Here is a 16,131-nt window from a genome sequence, read left to right on the forward strand (position 1 = left end):
GTGCCGACACCCTGGCCTGATGGAGAACGCGTGAACACCCACCCCGAGCAGGACGCCCTGGCCGCCGACGCCGCCGATCCCGGCCGCCGCGCGGAGTTCCTGATCCCGCCGGCCCCGGCCGGCGCCCCCTACCCGGAGACCGCCTACTTCGCCGGCAACTCCCTGGGCCTGCAGCCGAGGGACGCCGCCGCGGCCGTCCAGGCCGAGCTGGCCGAGTGGTCCGGCCAGGCCGTCGAGGCGTGGTTCGCCGCCGAACGGCCGTGGGTGACCTACCCGGCGCTGCTCCGCGAGGACATGGCCGCCCTGGTGGGCGCGCGTCCCGAGGAGACCGTGGTCATGAACGCCCTCACGGTCAACCTGCACCTGCTGATGGCCACGTTCTACCGCCCGGAGGGGGAGCGCGTCCGGATCCTCATCGAGGACACGGCCTTCCCTTCCGACTCCTACGCGGTCGCCGGGCAGGCCGCCTGGCACGGGCTGGACCCGGCTCGCGCCGTCGTCCGGCTGCCCGCCGCCGACATCCCGGCCTACCTGGCGGCCGAGGGCGGCACGGTCGCCCTGGTCCTGCTCGGCGGGATCAACTACCTCACGGGCGAACTGCTGGACATCCCCGGCATCACCGCGGCCGCGCACGAGGCGGGAGCCGTGGCCGGCTGGGATCTCGCGCACGCCGCGGGGAACGTCCCTCTCTCCCTGCACGACTGGAACGCCGACTTCGCGGTCTGGTGCACGTACAAGTACCTCAACGGCGGCCCCGGAGCCCCCGGGGCCTGCTTCGTGCACGCCCGCCACCTGAGCGGCGGCGCGGACCCCGCCCTGCCGCGCCTGACCGGCTGGTGGGGCACCGACGAGCGGGTCCGCTTCGAGATGCGCCCCGACCGCGACCACGTGCCCGCCGCCGACGCCTGGCAGGTCTCCACGCCGCCCATCCTCGGCCTGGCCGCGCTGCGGGCCGCGCTCGCCGTGCACGCCAAGGCCGGGATGGCCGAGCTCTCCGCCCGCAGCCGCCGGCTCACCGGCTACCTGGAGTCGCTGCTCGCCCCGATGAGCGGCGGCCCGATCGAGCTGATCACGCCGTCCGACCCGGCGCGGCGCGGAGCCCAGCTCTCGGTGCGGGTGGCCGCCGGCGACGCGGCCGGGCTGGCCGGGCGGCTGCACGCCCGGCACGGGGTGCTCGCCGACGTGCGCAACCCGGACGTGATCCGCTTCGCCCCGGTGCCGCTGTACTCGACGTACCACGACTGCTGGCGGGCCGCCCAGGCCCTCGCCGCCGAGTCGGTCTAGAAGAGCCGCGGGGTGACCACCGACACCACGGTGGTCACCTGGTCGGTGTCGTTGTACATGCCGTGCGGCACCGTCGAGCGCAGATGCACGCTGTCGCCGGGGTAGAGCCGGTGCTCCACGCCGTCCACCTCGTACAGCAGCTCGCCGCTCAGCACGTACGCGAACTCCTCGCCGGCGTGCCCGTACGCGGGCTCCCGCCGCCCGCCCGGCGCGATGTGCACCAGCAGCGGCTCCAGCACCAGGCTGGGGCCGCGCGCGGACAACATGCGGTACGTCTGCGCGCCGGACACGTACTCGGTGGCCGCCGTCTCCGCCCGGGTGAGCGTGAAATGGGTCGGCAGCCGGTCGGCGTCGCGCCCCGGCTGGCGGCCGGGGGAATCGTCGAAGAACTCCGACACCCCCCGTTCGAGTGCCGCCGCGACGCTGTTCAGCGCCACCAGCCCGATCGTCGAGATCCCGCGCTCCACCTGGGACAGGAACCCGATCGACAGCCCCGACCTGGACGCCAGGTCGCGGAGCGTCATCCCGCGCTCCTTGCGGAACTCGCGCATCCGCGCGCCCACGAGCTCCTGCCGGGGCTCGTCCGCGCGCCGGTCCTCCGACGCTGCCACCGGGACCTCCATGTCAGTCGGGGGGTTGTTCAGCAGCATGAACATATTTCACGCAACGTCCCCCGGCCAACTTCGAGGTCGGCGGCGTCACCCGGCCGGGGTGGCGTGCCAGACGACGTAGGAGATCCTGAGCGGCGCGTCGCCGTTCGCGGGGATGGCGGGGAACCGGATGCCCACCAGGTTGCCCTCGGCGGTCCGGGCGCAGGCCCAGTCGCCGGGCGACAGCTTGCCCACCTCCACCTGGTCGTAGTCCCGGGCGGCCAGGGCCCGCGCGCAGGCTTCGGCGTCGGGGCGGGCGTCGACGGGTGTGATCGGGTATTCGCCGCCGCCGGCCGTCCACAGGGAGCGGTAGGGGCTGACGTACCAGAGGTCGCTCTCCCCGGGCACGACCGTGCCGATGCGGCCGGACTCGACGTCGAGGTAGTCCTGGTCGTGCAGCGTCGCCTCCGCCTCGCGGATCTTCTCCCCTGCGGAGGGCGAGGGGGAGGCGGAGGGGGAAGGGGAAAGCGAGGGAGACGGTGAGGGCGGTGGTGTGGACCGGGGCGGCGTGATGGCCGGGTTCGCGGCGACGTCTGCGGGCTGCGGAGGGGGAGCGGCGGTCGCGTCGGCGTAGTAGCGCTGAGCCATCGCGCCCACCAGCCCCGCGCCCACGGCGATCAGCGCGACCATCACCAGGGCCCGCTTGCGTATGGGCTGCCCGTAGAGCTGGATCAGCCCCAGCGTCCCGGTGACCACCGACAGCAGCCCGGCGACCAGCACCCCTTGCCGCGACTCGGTGGTGAGCAGTTGCGCGACCGCCGCCACGTCGGCGACCGACCCGAGCCCCGCCAGCGCGGTGGCCCGGCGGACGGCGCCCCGGCCGGGCCCGCCGTCCTGCTCTCCCGACGCGTGCGCCGGCTTCTCCGCGGTGTCCACCCACGACCTCCGTACGCCGGAATCCGTGCCCGTTGAAAGCGGACCACAGTGTCCCAGGAAAGAGGCCGGACCCGATATACGAAGAAGTTCGTAGTGCCTTTTCCGCGCTGTTCCTGTTCGGCCTGCGAAACGGCGGCCCGTTGCCGCAAACTTGGTGGTGAAGAGCCCCCCGAGCAGCAGAAAGTCGCCATGAACCTCCCGAAAATCGGCGATCCCTCAGAATACGGAATAACCCCCCGAGAAATGGCGGTCCTGGCGCTTCTCGGCGAAGGGCTGACCGCGCACGCCATCGGCAGCAGGCTCAGGATCGCGGAGAGGACCGCGATCAAGCACAAGGAGAATCTCTACCGCAAACTCGGCGTGCACGACCGGGTCACCGCGCTCAACAAGGCACGAGCCCTCGGCCTGCTCCCCGCGGAGCAGGCCGAGGCCGTCAGGCCAGCCGGAAGGTGAACTCCACCCGCCGCCACGGCCCCGGCCGCCCGTCGGGCGCGGGTCCGTCCTGCTCGGGGAAGGGCACGATGATGGGCTCCTTGACGCCGAACACGGCGTCGGAGTCGAGATAGTCGCCGCCCTCGACGAAGAGCTGGGTGACCAGCGTGCGCCGCCCGGGGGCCGCGATCATGAAATGCAGGTGCGGGGCGCGCATCGAGTGGCGTCCGGCGGCGGCCAGCAGCTCGCCCACCGGCCCGTCGTCCGGGATCGGGTACGGCGCCGGCAGGATCGTCCAGAACGTCAGCCGCCCGGCGGCGTCGGTGCGCAGCCGCCCCCGCAGCACCGGCCCTTCCTGGTCCGGGAGCTGGACGTCGTAGTAGCCGTCCTTATTCGCCTGCCACACGTCCACCACGGCGTCGGCGACGGGGACGCCCGCGGTGTCGGTGATCGTGATGTCCGCCAGGACCGGCTCGCCGTCGAGTCCGCAGGAGACGTCGGCGCCCTGCGGCAGCTCCGGCGGGCCCTCGACGTAGAAGGGGCCGAGCACGGCCGACGGCGTGGCCCCGGCGGCGCGGGCGTTGCCGAGGATGTCGACCAGGCTGCTCACGCCGAGGACGTCCGAGAGCAGGATGAACTCCTGCCGGACGTCGCTGGTGATGTGCCCGGTCCTGGTGAGGAAGCCGATCGCGTGGCGCCACTCCTCGTCGGTGACGTCGTTCTCGCGCACGAAGGCGTGCAGGTGGGAGACGAGGCCCTGGGCGAGCGTACGCAGCCGCTCCGGCGCGCCCTCGAAGCTCGCCAGCACCGTACGGGTGAGCTCGTCCGCCGCCTGCTCGACCGCCGGGTCGGGGGTCGTGGTCATCGTGGTCCTCCGATCATTTGCCCGGTGAGCGCCCGGCGCAGCAGGTCCGCGACGCCGTCGCGGGTGACCGGGCGGGGGTTGGGGTAGGGCCGCTCGGTCGCGAGTCCGGCCGCCCGGTCCACGTCGGCCGCGTCGAACCCGAGCCCGGCCAGGTCGGCGGGCGCGCCCAGGGAACGGGCGAACCGCTGCAGCCCGGCCGGGGCGTCCGCCACGCCGAGGGCGCCCGCCACGGCCCGCATCGCGTCCGGCGCGGCGGGCGCGTTGTAGTCCATCGCGTACGGCAGCACCACGGTGTGCAGGGGCGCGTGCGGCAGGCCGAAGGAGCCGCCGAGCGTGTGGCACAGCTTGTGGTGCAGCCCCATCCCGACCGCGCCGAGGCAGAGCCCGGCCAGGTAGGCGCCGTACAACAGCTCGGCCCGCGCCTCCTCGGGGTCGCCGGGCAGCCGCCGCAGGCCGGTGGCCAGCGCGGCGATCGAGCCGGTCGCCATCCGGTCGGTCGCGCCGGTCCGGCCGGGCGCGTACAGCGCCTCCACGGCGTGCGCCATCGAGTTGACGGCGCTGGTGACCGTCACCGGCCAGGGCAGCCCCATGGTCAGCGACACGTCGTAGATCACGGTGTCGGGCCGGATCGCGGGGTCGGTCGTCGTCGTCTTCCGTCCCCCGGAGGTCTCCCCGAGCACGGGCGTGACCTCGGACCCCGCGTACGTCGTCGGCAGCACGACGTGCGGCACGCCGAGCCGGTGCGCGACCGCCTTCCCGAGACCGGTCGTCGTCCCGCCGCCGGCCGACACCACCGAGTCGGCGCCGAGCTCGGCGGCCCGCGCCAGCCCGGCCTCGGTCACCTCCACGGGCGTGTGCATGACAGCACCATCGAACACCCCGGCGGCGGCCCCGCCCAGCCCGGCCACGACGCGGGAGACGAGCTCGCCGCGCCTAGGCGTGGACAGCACCAGCGCCCGCCGGCCGCCGAGCCGGTCGAGCTCCTCGCGGAGCCGGGCCAGCGTGCCCGTGCCGAACACCACCCGCAGGCCGCCGTCGTCGCACTCGAACGCGCGCACCCCCGGCTACCTGACCGGCTCGCGCCCGGCCGCGACGACCGGAGCCGCCGCCGCGCCGGCTTCGGCGACGCACACGTTGCGCATGCGCCCGATGCCCCCCACCCAGGACTCCACCACGTCGCCGGGCTGCAGGAACCGCTGCGGGCTGCGGCCCGCGCCCACCCCGGCGGGGGTGCCGGTGAAGATCAGGTCACCCGGCATGAGCGGCAGCGTGTGGGACAGCCTGGAGATCAGCTCAGGGATGGAGAAGACGAGGTCGGCGGTGCTGCCGCTCTGCACGATCTCGCCGTTGACCGAGCAGCCGAGCGTCAGCCGGTCGCGGTCGGGCAGGCTGTCCGCGGCGACCAGCCACGGCCCGATGGGACCGAACGTGGGGAACGACTTCGCCAGGCTGAACTGCGGCATGGGGCCCGCGGTCTGCCGCGAGCGCTCCGAGATGTCCTGACCCACGGTGAGGCCCGCGACGTGGTCCCATCCCCGCTCGGCGGGCACCTGGTAGGCGTGCCTGCCGACGACCGCGACGACCTCGACCTCCCAGTCGCAGGAGCCGTCGATCAGCCTGATCGGCTCGTACGGCCCGCTCAGGCACGACAGGTACTTGGTGAAGACGCTCGGCGACTGCGGCGGCTCGCTGCCGATCTCGTCGGCGTGGTCCAGGTAGTTCATGCCGATGGCGAACACCTGGCGGGGCTCGTCCACCGGCGCGCGCAGCAGCGCGGGATCGAGCGGCCGGCCCGCCCCCAGCTCGGCGTTCTCACTCCACTCCCGGAACGCCGCCCAGTCCTCCAGGACCGACCGCGGATCCGGCCCGAACCGGCCCGACGACTGCTCGGCGATGTCGACGTACGCGGAGTCGTCGACGATGATCGACGCCCGTCCGTCGACGTTGGCGATGCGCAACAGACTCAAACCCTTCAGAAGGAAGCTCGTGGACGTACGGCGTCAGTGCCGGTATCCGGTGTACCCGGGGGAGCAGCCGGGCGTCGCCGCGGTCCGCCCGCCGTCCACCGGCAGCAGGACGCCGGTGACGTAACTGGCCGCCCGCGAGGCGAGGTAGAGCACGGCGGCGGCGTACTCGTCGGGCTCGGCCACCGGGCGGAGCGGCGTGGCCCGTCCGAGCTCGGCGACGATGTCGGTCTTCAGCGGCATGGCCGACGAGCCGGCCCGCGAGATGCCGTTGACGCGGATGCCCGAGGAGGCCAGCTCGGCGGCGAGGACGTGCACCAGGCTGTGCACGGCGCCCTTGGAGGCGGAGTAGCTGACGACGTTCGGGTTGCCGTAGGTGCCGTCGATCGACCCGGCGTGCACCATCGACGCCCGCGAGGACCGCTTCAGGTGCGGCAGGAACGCCTGGGAGGCGGCGTAGACGCCGGTCAGGTTGATCCGCACGGTCTCCTCGAACTGCTCGATCGACAGGTCGGGGAAGCGGCCGAAGTCGTTGGCGAAGTGGTGGGTGACCAGGGTGTCCACGGTGTCCCACCCCTCGGGCAGGTCGGCCGCGAGCCGCTGGGGGCCGTACGGGTCGCGCGGGTCGTGGACCACGACGCGGGGCTCGCCGCCGGCCTCGCGGATCGCCTCCGCGGTGGCCTCGGCGGCCTCCTTCGTGGCCTGGGCCACCAGGACCTCGGCGCCGCACCGGGTGAAGGCGGCGGCGGAGGAGGAGGCGACGTCCTCGGGGCCGTTGACGCCGATGCCGGTGCCGATCAGGACCACCTTGTAACCGGTGAAGTCGAAGGCTTGCGCGATGTCCATCTGTTCCTCGTGCTCTCTTGTCGGTGCCGGCTTCATTCGGGGACGGCCGCGAGTTCCCTGTCGGGGGCCTGGTACTGCCACAACCACGCGCTGACCTGGGAGTCGGTCGCGCCCTGGGCGACGGCCCTGTCGCGTTCGCGCTGCTCGGGCCCGTCGGGCAGGTGGAAGGTCGTCGCGTTGGCGGCCGACAGCGCCTGCACCCGGTTGGCCCGCCGGACCCGCAGCGACTCGAAGGCGCGGAACGCCTCCTCCGGCTCCTGGCGGGCGGCGAAGGCCGCGCCGAGCGCGTGCCCGTCCTCGATGGCCTGGGCGGCGCCCTGCCCGAGGTAGGGCAGCATCGGATGGCAGGCGTCGCCGAGCAGGGTCACCCGCCCGGTGTGCCAGGTCTCCAGCGCGGGCTGGGTGTAGATGTCGTAGCGGGTCACCCCGTTGCCCTTGGTGATCAGTCGGCGCAGCGGCTCGTGCCAGCCGTCGAGGTGGGCCAGGGTCTCCTCCAGCTCGACGGGGGCCGCGGTGGCGCCGGAGGCGATGGCAGGGGCCTCGATGCAGGCGGTGATGTTGATCATCGAGCCGCGCCGGAAGGGGCAGTGCACGACGTGCGCGCGCGGGCCCAGCCACGACTCGAAGCCGTTGCGCTCGACGAACTCCGCCAGCTCGGGATCGTCAAGCAGCCGCTCGGACGGGACCTGGGTGCGGAACCCGCTGTGCCCGGCGTACTCGGGCTCGGCCGCGTCGAAGAGCCGCCTGCGGACGACGGAGCGGATGCCGTCCGCGGCCACGACCGCATCGGCCGTGAACCGTTCCCCGTCCGTGGCCGTGACCGTGCCCGTCTCCGGGTCCACGTCGGCGATGCGCCGGCCCAGCAGCACCTCCACGGGCCTGCCCGGCTCCGCCGGGTCCCGCGCCGCGTCGAGCAGCGCCCGCTGGAGGTCGCCGCGGTGCGCGAACCAGAACGGGTGACCGTACGTCTCCTCCACGGTCCCGGCGAGCGGAGCCTTGAACAGCTCGCGCCCGTCCTGCCAGCGCCGCCGGGTGGTCCAGGTCGGGAGCGCGACGTCCGCGGCCAGCCGGGGCGCGAGCCCGAGGGCCGTGAGCGCGCCGACCGCGTTCGGCCCGAGACCGATCCCGGCCCCGACCTCGTTGATCCGCGGCGACTGCTCCAGCACGGTGACGCCGGCCCCGGCCCGCCGCAGCGCCACGGCCGCGGCGAGCCCGCCGATGCCCGCGCCGATGACGATCGCTTGCATGGTGATGTCTCCGCTCCCTTCAGATGATCGTGGTCTCGCCGCTGGGCTCGGCGTCCACGGGGGTGAACAGCGAGGCCACCGAGGGGTCGCCGGTCGTGATGCCCTGCTCGCGGGCGTAGCGCACGATCAGCTCCATGGCGCGCACGTTCGCCGGGGTCAGGCCGTACTGCCACGGGTCGCGGCCCATGAGCTCGTCCTGCTCCCGCCACACGTCCTGGACGAAGGCCAGCGGCAGCGTACGCGGGTTGCGCAGCCGCTCCATGGCGGCCCGGCGGGCGGCGGTGAAGGCCGCCGTCAGGCTGGCCGGGACCCAAGGATGCCGGTCGACGACCTCCTGCCTGATCGTGACCACGTGCATGACGGGGAACACGCCGGTCCGCGCGTAGTACTCCCGCTCGACCCGGGGGAAGTCGGGGAACAGCCGCGCCACCGCCGGGTCGCCGGCGAGGAACGACGGCGGGTTGTAGGCCGACACGGTGGCGCTCACGCCGCCCGTGGTCAGCAGGTCGTCGATGCGGTGCCGGGCCGCGCTGTCCGTCGGGAGCAGGGGCGCGTCCTGGCCGTCGGGGAGGCGGCCGAAGGTGCCGAAGACGTCCTGCCAGTCCACCTTGTCCAGGTTCAGGCCGTGCTCGTCCTGGAGGATGCCGCGGATCCACACGGCGGCGGCGGGCTCGTACCCGCCGATGCCGACCGCGCGGCCCTCCAGGTCGGCGACGGTGCGGATGCCGCTCGCGGTGTTCACGAAGATCGAGCCGTGCCGGAAGCGGCGGTGCGGGAACACCGGGATCGCGGTCAGCGGCTCGCCGCGCTCCCTGGCCCGCAGGTACTGCACCACGTTGAACTCGGCGACGTCGCACTCGGACCGCCGGTCCAGCCGGAAGATCCGCTCCTTGTCGGACGTGAGCACGTGCAGGTCGATGCCGTCCGGCCGGACCTGCCCGTCCGCGAGGGCGCGGGTGATCTCGTAGTCGCCGCACGCCAGCGACAGCGTGAGCCGGCTCACTGGTGGTGCCCCAGAGCGGTGAACACCGAGGCGCGCAGCCGGCCGAACTCGTCCAGCGCCTTGGTCGCGATCTGGTCGCGGGGCCGCGGCAGGTCCACCGGCATGACCTCGCGGATGGTGGTCGGCGTCCGCGTCAGCACCACGATCCGGCCGCCCAGGTAGATGGCCTCGTCGATGTCGTGCGTGACGAACGCGATCGTCATGTCCCGCTCCGCCCACAGCCGCAGCGTGAGGTCCTCCAGCTCGACCCGGGTCTGCGCGTCCACGGAGGCGAACGGCTCGTCCATCAGCAGCAGCCGAGGGTGGTAGGCCAGCGCGCGGGCGATCGCCACGCGCTGCTGCATGCCGCCGGAGAGCTGCCACGGCTTCTTGCGCGTGTGCGCGGCCAGGCCGACCGACTCCAGCGCCTCGGCCGTACGCTCCTCGGCCTCCTTCTTGGAGATCGGCTTGTAGCGCAGCGGCAGCCGGACGTTGTCGGCCACGCTCAGCCACGGCAGCAGCGAGCGGCTGTAGTCCTGGAAGACCAGCCCGAGGGTGTCGGGCGGGCCGGTGACCTCCTCCCCGGCGATCCGCACCGTGCCGCCCTCGTGCGGCAGCAGCCCGGACAGGCAGCGCAGCATCGTGGTCTTGCCGCAGCCCGAGGGGCCGACGATGGACACCAGCTCGCCCTCGAAGATGCGCAGCGTGATGTCCTCCAGGACCAGCTCGCTGCCGTAGCTCTTGCGCAGGCCGTCGACCTCCAGGATCGCGACGCGGTCGTCCTTGTCGGGGCTGCTCGGGGAGGTCCGGCTCAGCCCTGCCGTCTCAGTCATGTGCGTTCTCACCGAATTTCTTGTCGAGCCGGCGGCCCGCCACGGCGACCAGCGTGTTCAGCACCACGCCGATCAGGCCGAGCAGGACGACCGCCGACCACATGTCCGCCAGGCGGAAGCTCGTGGAGGTCTGGGAGACGAAGTAGCCGATGCCGTTGACGCTGGAGTAGTACTCGGAGGCCACCATCACCACGAACGCGATGGGCAGCGCGGCCCGTACGCCGCTCCAGATGTGCGGGACGGCGGTCGGCAGGATCATCCAGCGGAACCTGGCCCGCCAGGGCAGGCCGAAGACGCGGCCCATGTCGTCGCGCACCGGCTCCAGCGAGCGCACGCCGTCCACGGTGGCCAGCAGGATCGGCCACACCGCGGAGGCGGCGATGACGCCGATCTTCATGCCGTCGCCGGTGCCGAGCACCAGGATCATCGGCGGGAGTATCAGGATGGGCGGCAGCGCCCGCATGAACTCGAGCTGCGGCTTCACGTACGGCTCCGCGCGGCGTACGGACCCGATGGCCGCGCCCACCCCGACGCCCGCCACGATCCCGATGAGCATGCCGAGGCCCACCCGCCACAGGCTGGGCAGCACCATCGACGCGAAGTCCGCGGAGAGCCAGTTCGTCGCGAACGCGGACAGGATGTCGCGGAGCGGCGGGAAGAACAGCGACGTGGAGGAGGCGCTGAGCACCCACCACAGCCCGGCGACGGCCAGCGTGACCAGCGCGGGCACCACGACCCCGTACATCAGACGCTTCATCGGGCGGCCCTCCGCGAGGAGTGCCACGACAGCAGCCGGTCCTCGATCGGCACGAACACGAAGTTGACCAGCAGGCCGAGCAGTCCGGCCGCGATCGTGTAGGCGTAGACGCCGGCCTTGTCGCCGTTCTGCAGCGACGCCTGCACGTCCTTGCCGAGGCCCGGCATGCCGCCGAGCAGCTCCACCGTGATGGCCACGACCAGCGCGACCGAGGCGGCGATGCGGATGCCGGTCAGGATGAACGGCAGCGCGCTCGGCAGCACCAGCCGCCAGACCCGCGCCAGCGGCGGCACCCCGAACGACACCAGCGTCTGCTCCGCCACCGGGTCGGTCGCGCGGGCGCCGCGGATGGCGAGCACGAGCACCATCCACAGGCTGGACAGGCCGGTGAGGATCACCGAGCCGCTCATGCCGACGCCGGCGGTCAGGATGACGAGCGGCAGCAGCGCGATCGAGGGGATCGGCCGCAGGAACTCGATGATCGGCCGTACGGCCTGCTCGGCCGGCGCGAACCGGCCGAGCAGCAGTCCCAGCGGCACCGCGACCGCCGTGCCGAGCGCCAGGCCCAGCATCGCCTGGCCGAGGCTGTCACCGACGCTCACCCAGAAACCGGCCCCGGTGACCAGCTCGCCGAGCCGCACCAGCACCTCCGAGGGCAGCGGGAAGCTGTCCCTGCTGAGCAGCCCGGTCACGCTCAACGCCTGCACGAGCAGCAACGTCACGAGGATCGACAGGAGCTGCCGCCAGCCCGGAAGGCGCCGCCAGGTGAGTACGGATCTCACTTGTCGTCCACCAGGAGCTGTGAGATGTCCACCTTCTTGGTCGCGAACCCGGCCTCCGCCATGAGATCGGCCACGGCCTGCAGCTTCTCGACGTCGATGGCGGTCGGGAACTCGTAGGCCGGCACCTTCGCGGCCAGCTCGGGCGTGAGCTTGGTGTAGGTGGTGACGAAGTCCCGGTAGGACTTGCTGGTGTTGAGCTGCTCGGCGGCCTCGGCCATCGACGCCTTGAACGCGGCCACCGCCTTCGGGTTCTGCTTGACGAACGCCTCGCTCATGACGTAGCCGGCGATGGGGGAGCCGGCCAGGCGGCCCGCGTACGGGTCGAGCAGCAGCTTCGCCTTCTTGTCCTCGGCCTGGACGGAGAACGGCGGCACCAGGTAGGCGGCGTCCACCTTGCCCGCCACCAGCGCGTCCGCCATCGTGGCCAGCGGCAGCACCTGGAACTGCACCTTGTCCACGTCCACGCCGGCTTCCTGGAGCGCCACCCGCGAGTTCAGCTCGAAGTTGGCCTTCGGCTGGTTGATGGCGACGTTCTTGCCCTCCAGGTCCTTGACGGAGGAGATCCCGCTGGACGGCATCACGTAGATGCCGGTCTGGGTGTCGGCGGCGCCGTTGATGCCGGGGAAGATCGCCCGCAGCGGCACGCCCTGCGCGCTGGCCTGGATGAACGTGGCCCACGCCATCGACACGGCCTGGTAGCTGCCGGAGATGAGCGGCGGCACCTCGGAGGCGCCCTTGGGATCGATCGTGACGTCCAGCCCGTTCTTCGCGAAGATCCCCTTTTCCTTGGCGTAGTAGATCGGCGCGAAGTCGCCGACCGGCGTCACGCCCACCTTCATCGCCGTCGTGCCGGACTCCCCGGACCCGCCGGAGTCTCCGGACCCGCCAGAGCCACCCGAGCCGCCGCACGCCGACAGCCCGACGGTGCAGGCGAGTGCCACCACGCCCAGGACGGCCGCCCGGCTTCTGCCCTTACCCAAAGCAACCACGCCGCTTCCTTTCTCACGGTAAGTCGCGCCCTCACACCGCTACGGCCCCCTGTCGAACAGGAGTTCGGGTCTCACTTCTCACGTGCTCATTTGGTGCGTTGTCCGAAACCGGACATGTTCGTAACTTCGAGCACGAGGTAGGAGGAAGTCAAGAGATTTCGAAAATTTCCTACGATCTCCGAGTCTTGACCGATCCTTGGTGCTACGCTCCTCGTGTGTCACAGAGACGCGAACCGACGCGCCCCACACGGGGGGAAGTCATCCTCCGTGCCCTGCGCAACGACATCCTCAACGGCTACCTGGTCCCCGGCTCACCCCTGGGCTTCGCGGACCTCGGAGCCCGCTACCAGGCGAGCACCGGCGTGCTGCGCGAGGTGCTGCCGCGCCTCGTCGAGCAGGGCCTGGTGACCGTGGTGCCGCAGATCGGCTACCGCGTCGTCGAGGTCAGCGTTCAGGACCTCGTCCACCTCACCGAGGCCCGGGCCGCCATCGAGACACAGGTCCTGGCCCAGTCCATCAGGGACGGCGACCTCGACTGGGAGTCGTCCGTGGTGGCCGCGCACCACCGGCTGAGCCAGCTCTCCACGATCCGCGACGACGGCGAGATCAACACCGACTGGCTGCACGCCCACCGCCGCTTCCACCAGGTCCTCCTGGAGGGCTGCCCCAACCTGCGGCTGCGCGAGGTCGCCGAACGGCTCAGGGACATCAGCGAGGTCTACCGCTGCTGGTCGGTGCGCAACACCGAGCAACTCCAGCAACGGGACGCCGAGCACGCGCGGCTCGCCGCGCTCGCGCTGGAACGGGATGTGGAAGGGGCGAAGAAGGAGCTCACCGACCACATCCACCGCACCACGGAAGTCCTCCTGGCCGCCCAGAAGGACGCCACGCGGACCACTTCCTAGCGTCAGCCGCCTGACCCGCCCGCCATGGACAAATCCTGGCCCAGTCGTACGATGAATGCCTTCGTGCCGATGGAGGGGGTTTTCATGAGCACGCAACCAGAGGGCGGGCCGGGGGGATTAAAACCGTTCAAAAGCATCCCGGCGGGCTGCACCGAATTCATGGGTGATTCCCCGCCCATACGAAAAGAGCTGACCGCCGCCGTCACCGAGATGCTGCAGTATCACACGACTCACCCCAGCGCCGACAATCCCGTCTACCAGAACTGCAAGGACGAGCTGGCGGCGATCAAAGAGATGCTGACCAAGCCGTATCTCGTGCCCGCGGGGACGCTCCTTTCCCTGGTCACGAAGCACGACGGCAAAGTCCAAGGCATCGCCGTGGTGAGCAGACTCGCAGGATCGCTCAGAATCGACCAGGCGTCCGTCGCGCCGTGGAACATCGTCCGCCCGGCGGTCAATGAGGCCGCCGCGCCGAACCCCTTCCTCGGGGTCGGCTGGCAGATAGTGGATGTCGGGCTCACGCACTGCGGGGTGGTGGACCTGACCGCCGCGACCGACCAGTCCGCCGAGAGCTTCACCAAGATGGGCTTCCTCACTCCCGAGGGCGCCCCGCTGAAAGGCGGGAGCTTCGGGGTGTTGAAAGGGGACCGAGCCGAAGCCTTCAAAGAGAAAGTGGCGAACTTCCGGAACAAGTGAGCGCGGGATTTCATCACAAAACCGACGAGCATCCACGGTTCGCGAATAGCGCCGGCCCGCGTTCGTGCTGATACCGGTTCGGGTTGAGGGCGGACCGTGGGTGCTGTTACCTTCGCACGGTGGACGACAGGCGTGCACGGGCGGAGGCGATCGAGGGCTTCGCGGCGACCTTGCGAGAATTGCGCAACGCTGTCGGCAACCCGCCTTACCGGGAGATGTCCGGCCGGTCAGGGGCGATTTCCCACACGACGCTCCACGAGGCCACGAAAGGCAACCGGCTCCCGAGCTGGGAGACCACCGTCGAGTTCGTCAAGGCGTGCGACGCCGATCCGGCCGCCTACCGCGACCGCTGGGAGCAGGCGAACCGGGTGGTCCGATCGGCGACCGCCGGGGAGCCCGCGCCGCGCGCCGACAGCCTGACGGAGCAGCCGTCCGCCGGAGCGGCGCGCCCGACCGAGGGGGCGGCGCGTCCGACTGCTGCGGCGGCGCGTCCGACCGCCGGGCTCGCGGCCGCGGCGGCCGACCTCGGCGCTCAGCGGCTCGCCCTCGCCTCGCAGGCGCCCCCATCCCTGAACGACGCCCCGCCGCTCTCATCCGGGGACGACGCTCCGCCGTCCTCATCCGGGGACGTCGCCCCGCCGTCCTCATCCGGGGACGTCGCCCCGCCGCCCTCTTTCACGGGCGACACCCGGCCGCCCGCATCCGCGGGCGACGCTCCGCCGCCTCCCGCGCCCCCATCCGCGGGCGACATCCCGCCGCCCCCTCCCGCGCCGCCACCCGGCAAGGGGCGGTCCCGGCCGGCCCGAGTCGCCGCCTTGGCGGCGGGGGTGCTGGTCGTCGCCGGGGCGGTGGTCGTCGTCGTGACCGTGCTCAACAGCGGCGCCGCGACCGACGAGCCCGGCCCGGCCCCCACCGGGCCGGGCTCGTCGGCCGCCGCGCTGTCCCCGGCCGACTGCCCCGTACGCTCGACCAATCCGCCCTGGGCCCCGCCCCTGCACCCGGGCGACGCGGCCCAGTTCGTCGAGGACGTCACGCTCCCCGACTGCGCGCGCGTCGACGCCGGCAAGACCGTGACCAAGGTGTGGCGGCTCAAGAACGCCGGGACCGTGCCGTGGACGGGCTATTCGCTGCGCCGCCTCGACTTCGCGCAGCAGGCCGATCAGTGCCAGACCATCTCGGACGTGCCGATCAAGGACACGCCGCCTGGCGGGACGGTCGACGTCGAGACCGTCGTCACCACGCCCAGGAAGCCGGGCCTGTGTTACGTGCGGTTCAAGATGGTGGACGCCTCGGGGGCGATCCTGTTCCCAGGGAGCCGGCCGATCAACTTCCAGATCATCGTGGACGCACGCTAGCTCCCCGCCGCGCGGCACGCGACGGGGAACCTAGGGGGCGGCGGCTCAGGAGCCGAGCGTGATGCCCGTGTAGTAGTGCTGGAGGATCCTGGAGTAGCTCCAGCCCGCGTTGGCCTTGTCGCGGGAGCCGGTCTGCGACATCCAGTCGCCGTCGACCCAGTTGCCGCACGCCGTCGTCGTGGCGCAGTACTGCGCCCGGAAGATCTTCCCGCTCCTGGTCAGCCGGGTGCCCCAGGTCGCGTCGACCGCGGCGCTCGTCGTCGCCTTCGCCGAGCCGGGCTTGTAGACCTGGCTGGAGGTGTGGTCGTAGACGTCGAAGCACTCACCGCTCGGCGTCTTGCGGTTGGAGTGCAGCGCCCAGTACCAGCCGAAGTTCTTCACGGCGAGCGCCCCGGCCTTGAGCGACTCGCCCGGCCAGCTCGACACCCACTCGTTGGGCAGGACGTCCTTGACGTACGTCTTGAAGTCCACCCGCTCCACACGGTCCAGGGACGTGCGGTACACGAGGATCGTCGTGGGCAGTTTGGTGTCCGTGCCGTCGGTCTTGCACCCGGTCGGCCCCGTGGAGCTCAGGAACTGGTGCGAGGCGTTCTGGTTCTTCAGCGTGGCGTTGAGGTTGGCCTTGGCGCCGGCGGCGAAGTCCTGGTAGCTGCCGGCGTAGCCGGTGT

Annotated in this window: 18 protein-coding genes; 5 read left to right on the forward strand and 13 right to left on the reverse strand. The window is 72.0% G+C overall.

From position 1 onward, the window contains the following. Positions 1 to 30 precede the first annotated feature (30 nt). The gene (kynU, locus tag BMW85_RS14850) at positions 31 to 1,284 is read left to right on the forward strand and encodes a kynureninase (protein ID WP_091081590.1); all 1,254 of its coding nucleotides are present in this window, start codon (positions 31 to 33) and stop codon (positions 1,282 to 1,284) included. Here kynU and BMW85_RS14855 read toward each other — a convergent pair. Then, positions 1,281 to 1,895, reverse strand: coding sequence for a helix-turn-helix domain-containing protein (locus BMW85_RS14855; protein ID WP_218155781.1), 615 nt, complete (start codon positions 1,893 to 1,895; stop codon positions 1,281 to 1,283). The genes kynU and BMW85_RS14855 overlap by 4 nt on opposite strands. Positions 1,896 to 1,982: 87 nt before the next feature. Further along, positions 1,983 to 2,810 carry a hypothetical protein gene (locus tag BMW85_RS14860; RefSeq protein ID WP_091081592.1) on the reverse strand — a complete coding sequence of 276 codons (828 nt, stop codon included), beginning with the start codon at positions 2,808 to 2,810 and terminating at the stop codon, positions 1,983 to 1,985. A 243-nt stretch (positions 2,811 to 3,053) separates the two neighbouring features. On the opposite strand from BMW85_RS14860, the gene BMW85_RS14865 reads away from it, so the two are divergent. Beyond that, the gene (locus BMW85_RS14865) at positions 3,054 to 3,263 is read left to right on the forward strand and encodes a response regulator transcription factor (RefSeq protein ID WP_218155782.1); all 210 of its coding nucleotides are present in this window, start codon (positions 3,054 to 3,056) and stop codon (positions 3,261 to 3,263) included. Here the strand turns inward: BMW85_RS14865 and BMW85_RS14870 are convergent. The 10 genes from BMW85_RS14870 to BMW85_RS14915 are packed head-to-tail and all read right to left on the reverse strand — an operon-like array spanning position 3,244 to position 12,507. Further along, complete coding sequence (locus tag BMW85_RS14870; protein ID WP_091081596.1) at positions 3,244 to 4,107, reverse strand: dioxygenase family protein; 864 nt, start codon at positions 4,105 to 4,107, stop codon at positions 3,244 to 3,246. The two genes, BMW85_RS14865 and BMW85_RS14870, sit on opposite strands and share 20 nt — an antisense overlap. Beyond that, complete coding sequence (locus tag BMW85_RS14875) at positions 4,104 to 5,165, reverse strand: maleylacetate reductase (protein ID WP_091081598.1); 1,062 nt, start codon at positions 5,163 to 5,165, stop codon at positions 4,104 to 4,106. Before BMW85_RS14875 ends, BMW85_RS14870 begins: the two co-directional genes overlap by 4 nt. Positions 5,166 to 5,171: 6 nt before the next feature. Continuing rightward, entirely contained in the window at positions 5,172 to 6,065 is an 894-nt protein-coding gene (locus BMW85_RS14880; RefSeq protein WP_091081600.1) for a fumarylacetoacetate hydrolase family protein, read from the reverse strand. 42 nt (positions 6,066 to 6,107) lie between these two features. Next, complete coding sequence (locus BMW85_RS14885) at positions 6,108 to 6,917, reverse strand: SDR family NAD(P)-dependent oxidoreductase (RefSeq protein ID WP_177240683.1); 810 nt, start codon at positions 6,915 to 6,917, stop codon at positions 6,108 to 6,110. A gap of 32 nt (positions 6,918 to 6,949) precedes the next feature. Beyond that, on the reverse strand, positions 6,950 to 8,164 hold the full coding sequence (locus BMW85_RS14890) for an FAD-dependent monooxygenase (RefSeq protein ID WP_091081604.1): 1,215 nt from the start codon (positions 8,162 to 8,164) through the stop codon (positions 6,950 to 6,952). Positions 8,165 to 8,183: 19 nt separating this feature from the next. Continuing rightward, entirely contained in the window at positions 8,184 to 9,167 is a 984-nt protein-coding gene (locus BMW85_RS14895) for an ABC transporter substrate-binding protein (protein ID WP_091081605.1), read from the reverse strand. Next, positions 9,164 to 9,979 carry an ABC transporter ATP-binding protein gene (locus tag BMW85_RS14900; RefSeq protein ID WP_091081607.1) on the reverse strand — a complete coding sequence of 272 codons (816 nt, stop codon included), beginning with the start codon at positions 9,977 to 9,979 and terminating at the stop codon, positions 9,164 to 9,166. The genes BMW85_RS14895 and BMW85_RS14900 overlap by 4 nt, the downstream gene beginning before the upstream one ends. After that, entirely contained in the window at positions 9,972 to 10,736 is a 765-nt protein-coding gene (locus BMW85_RS14905) for an ABC transporter permease (protein WP_143082283.1), read from the reverse strand. Before BMW85_RS14905 ends, BMW85_RS14900 begins: the two co-directional genes overlap by 8 nt. Then, a complete protein-coding gene (locus tag BMW85_RS14910) occupies positions 10,733 to 11,518 on the reverse strand; it encodes an ABC transporter permease (protein WP_091081610.1) in 786 nt (261 codons plus the stop codon). Before BMW85_RS14910 ends, BMW85_RS14905 begins: the two co-directional genes overlap by 4 nt. After that, the gene (locus BMW85_RS14915; RefSeq protein ID WP_143082284.1) at positions 11,515 to 12,507 is read right to left on the reverse strand and encodes an ABC transporter substrate-binding protein; all 993 of its coding nucleotides are present in this window, start codon (positions 12,505 to 12,507) and stop codon (positions 11,515 to 11,517) included. The genes BMW85_RS14910 and BMW85_RS14915 overlap by 4 nt, the downstream gene beginning before the upstream one ends. A 215-nt stretch (positions 12,508 to 12,722) precedes the next feature. Between BMW85_RS14915 and BMW85_RS14920 the strand changes: the two genes are divergently transcribed. From BMW85_RS14920 to BMW85_RS14930, 3 genes are all read left to right on the forward strand, one after another. After that, on the forward strand, positions 12,723 to 13,412 hold the full coding sequence (locus tag BMW85_RS14920) for a GntR family transcriptional regulator (protein ID WP_091081613.1): 690 nt from the start codon (positions 12,723 to 12,725) through the stop codon (positions 13,410 to 13,412). Between the two features lie 51 nt (positions 13,413 to 13,463). Then, positions 13,464 to 14,108, forward strand: a complete 645-nt coding sequence (locus tag BMW85_RS14925) for a hypothetical protein (RefSeq protein WP_143082285.1) — start codon at positions 13,464 to 13,466, stop codon at positions 14,106 to 14,108. 119 nt (positions 14,109 to 14,227) lie between these two features. Next, entirely contained in the window at positions 14,228 to 15,463 is a 1,236-nt protein-coding gene (locus BMW85_RS14930) for an NBR1-Ig-like domain-containing protein (RefSeq protein ID WP_143082286.1), read from the forward strand. Positions 15,464 to 15,508: 45 nt separating this feature from the next. On the opposite strand, the gene BMW85_RS14935 is transcribed toward BMW85_RS14930, so the two are convergent. Further along, positions 15,509 to 16,131 (reverse strand): SpoIID/LytB domain-containing protein (locus tag BMW85_RS14935; protein ID WP_218155783.1); only part of this gene is annotated, 623 nt, incomplete at its 5' end.

This window comes from Nonomuraea wenchangensis, from assembly GCF_900111685.1.
Lineage (GTDB): Bacteria > Actinomycetota > Actinomycetes > Streptosporangiales > Streptosporangiaceae > Nonomuraea > Nonomuraea wenchangensis.

Bases quoted from the DNA above. Each gene is read 5' to 3' on its own strand.
- BMW85_RS14865 (WP_218155782.1), top strand. From the start codon at position 3,054: ATGGCGGTCCTGGCGCTTCTCGGCGAAGGGCTGACCGCGCACGCCATC.
- BMW85_RS14870 (WP_091081596.1), bottom strand. From the start codon at position 4,107: ATGACCACGACCCCCGACCCGGCGGTCGAGCAGGCGGCGGACGAGCTC.
- BMW85_RS14885 (WP_177240683.1), bottom strand. From the start codon at position 6,917: ATGGACATCGCGCAAGCCTTCGACTTCACCGGTTACAAGGTGGTCCTG.
- BMW85_RS14890 (WP_091081604.1), bottom strand. From the start codon at position 8,164: ATGCAAGCGATCGTCATCGGCGCGGGCATCGGCGGGCTCGCCGCGGCC.
- BMW85_RS14900 (WP_091081607.1), bottom strand. From the start codon at position 9,979: ATGACTGAGACGGCAGGGCTGAGCCGGACCTCCCCGAGCAGCCCCGAC.
- BMW85_RS14905 (WP_143082283.1), bottom strand. From the start codon at position 10,736: ATGAAGCGTCTGATGTACGGGGTCGTGGTGCCCGCGCTGGTCACGCTG.
- BMW85_RS14925 (WP_143082285.1), top strand. From the start codon at position 13,464: ATGAATGCCTTCGTGCCGATGGAGGGGGTTTTCATGAGCACGCAACCA.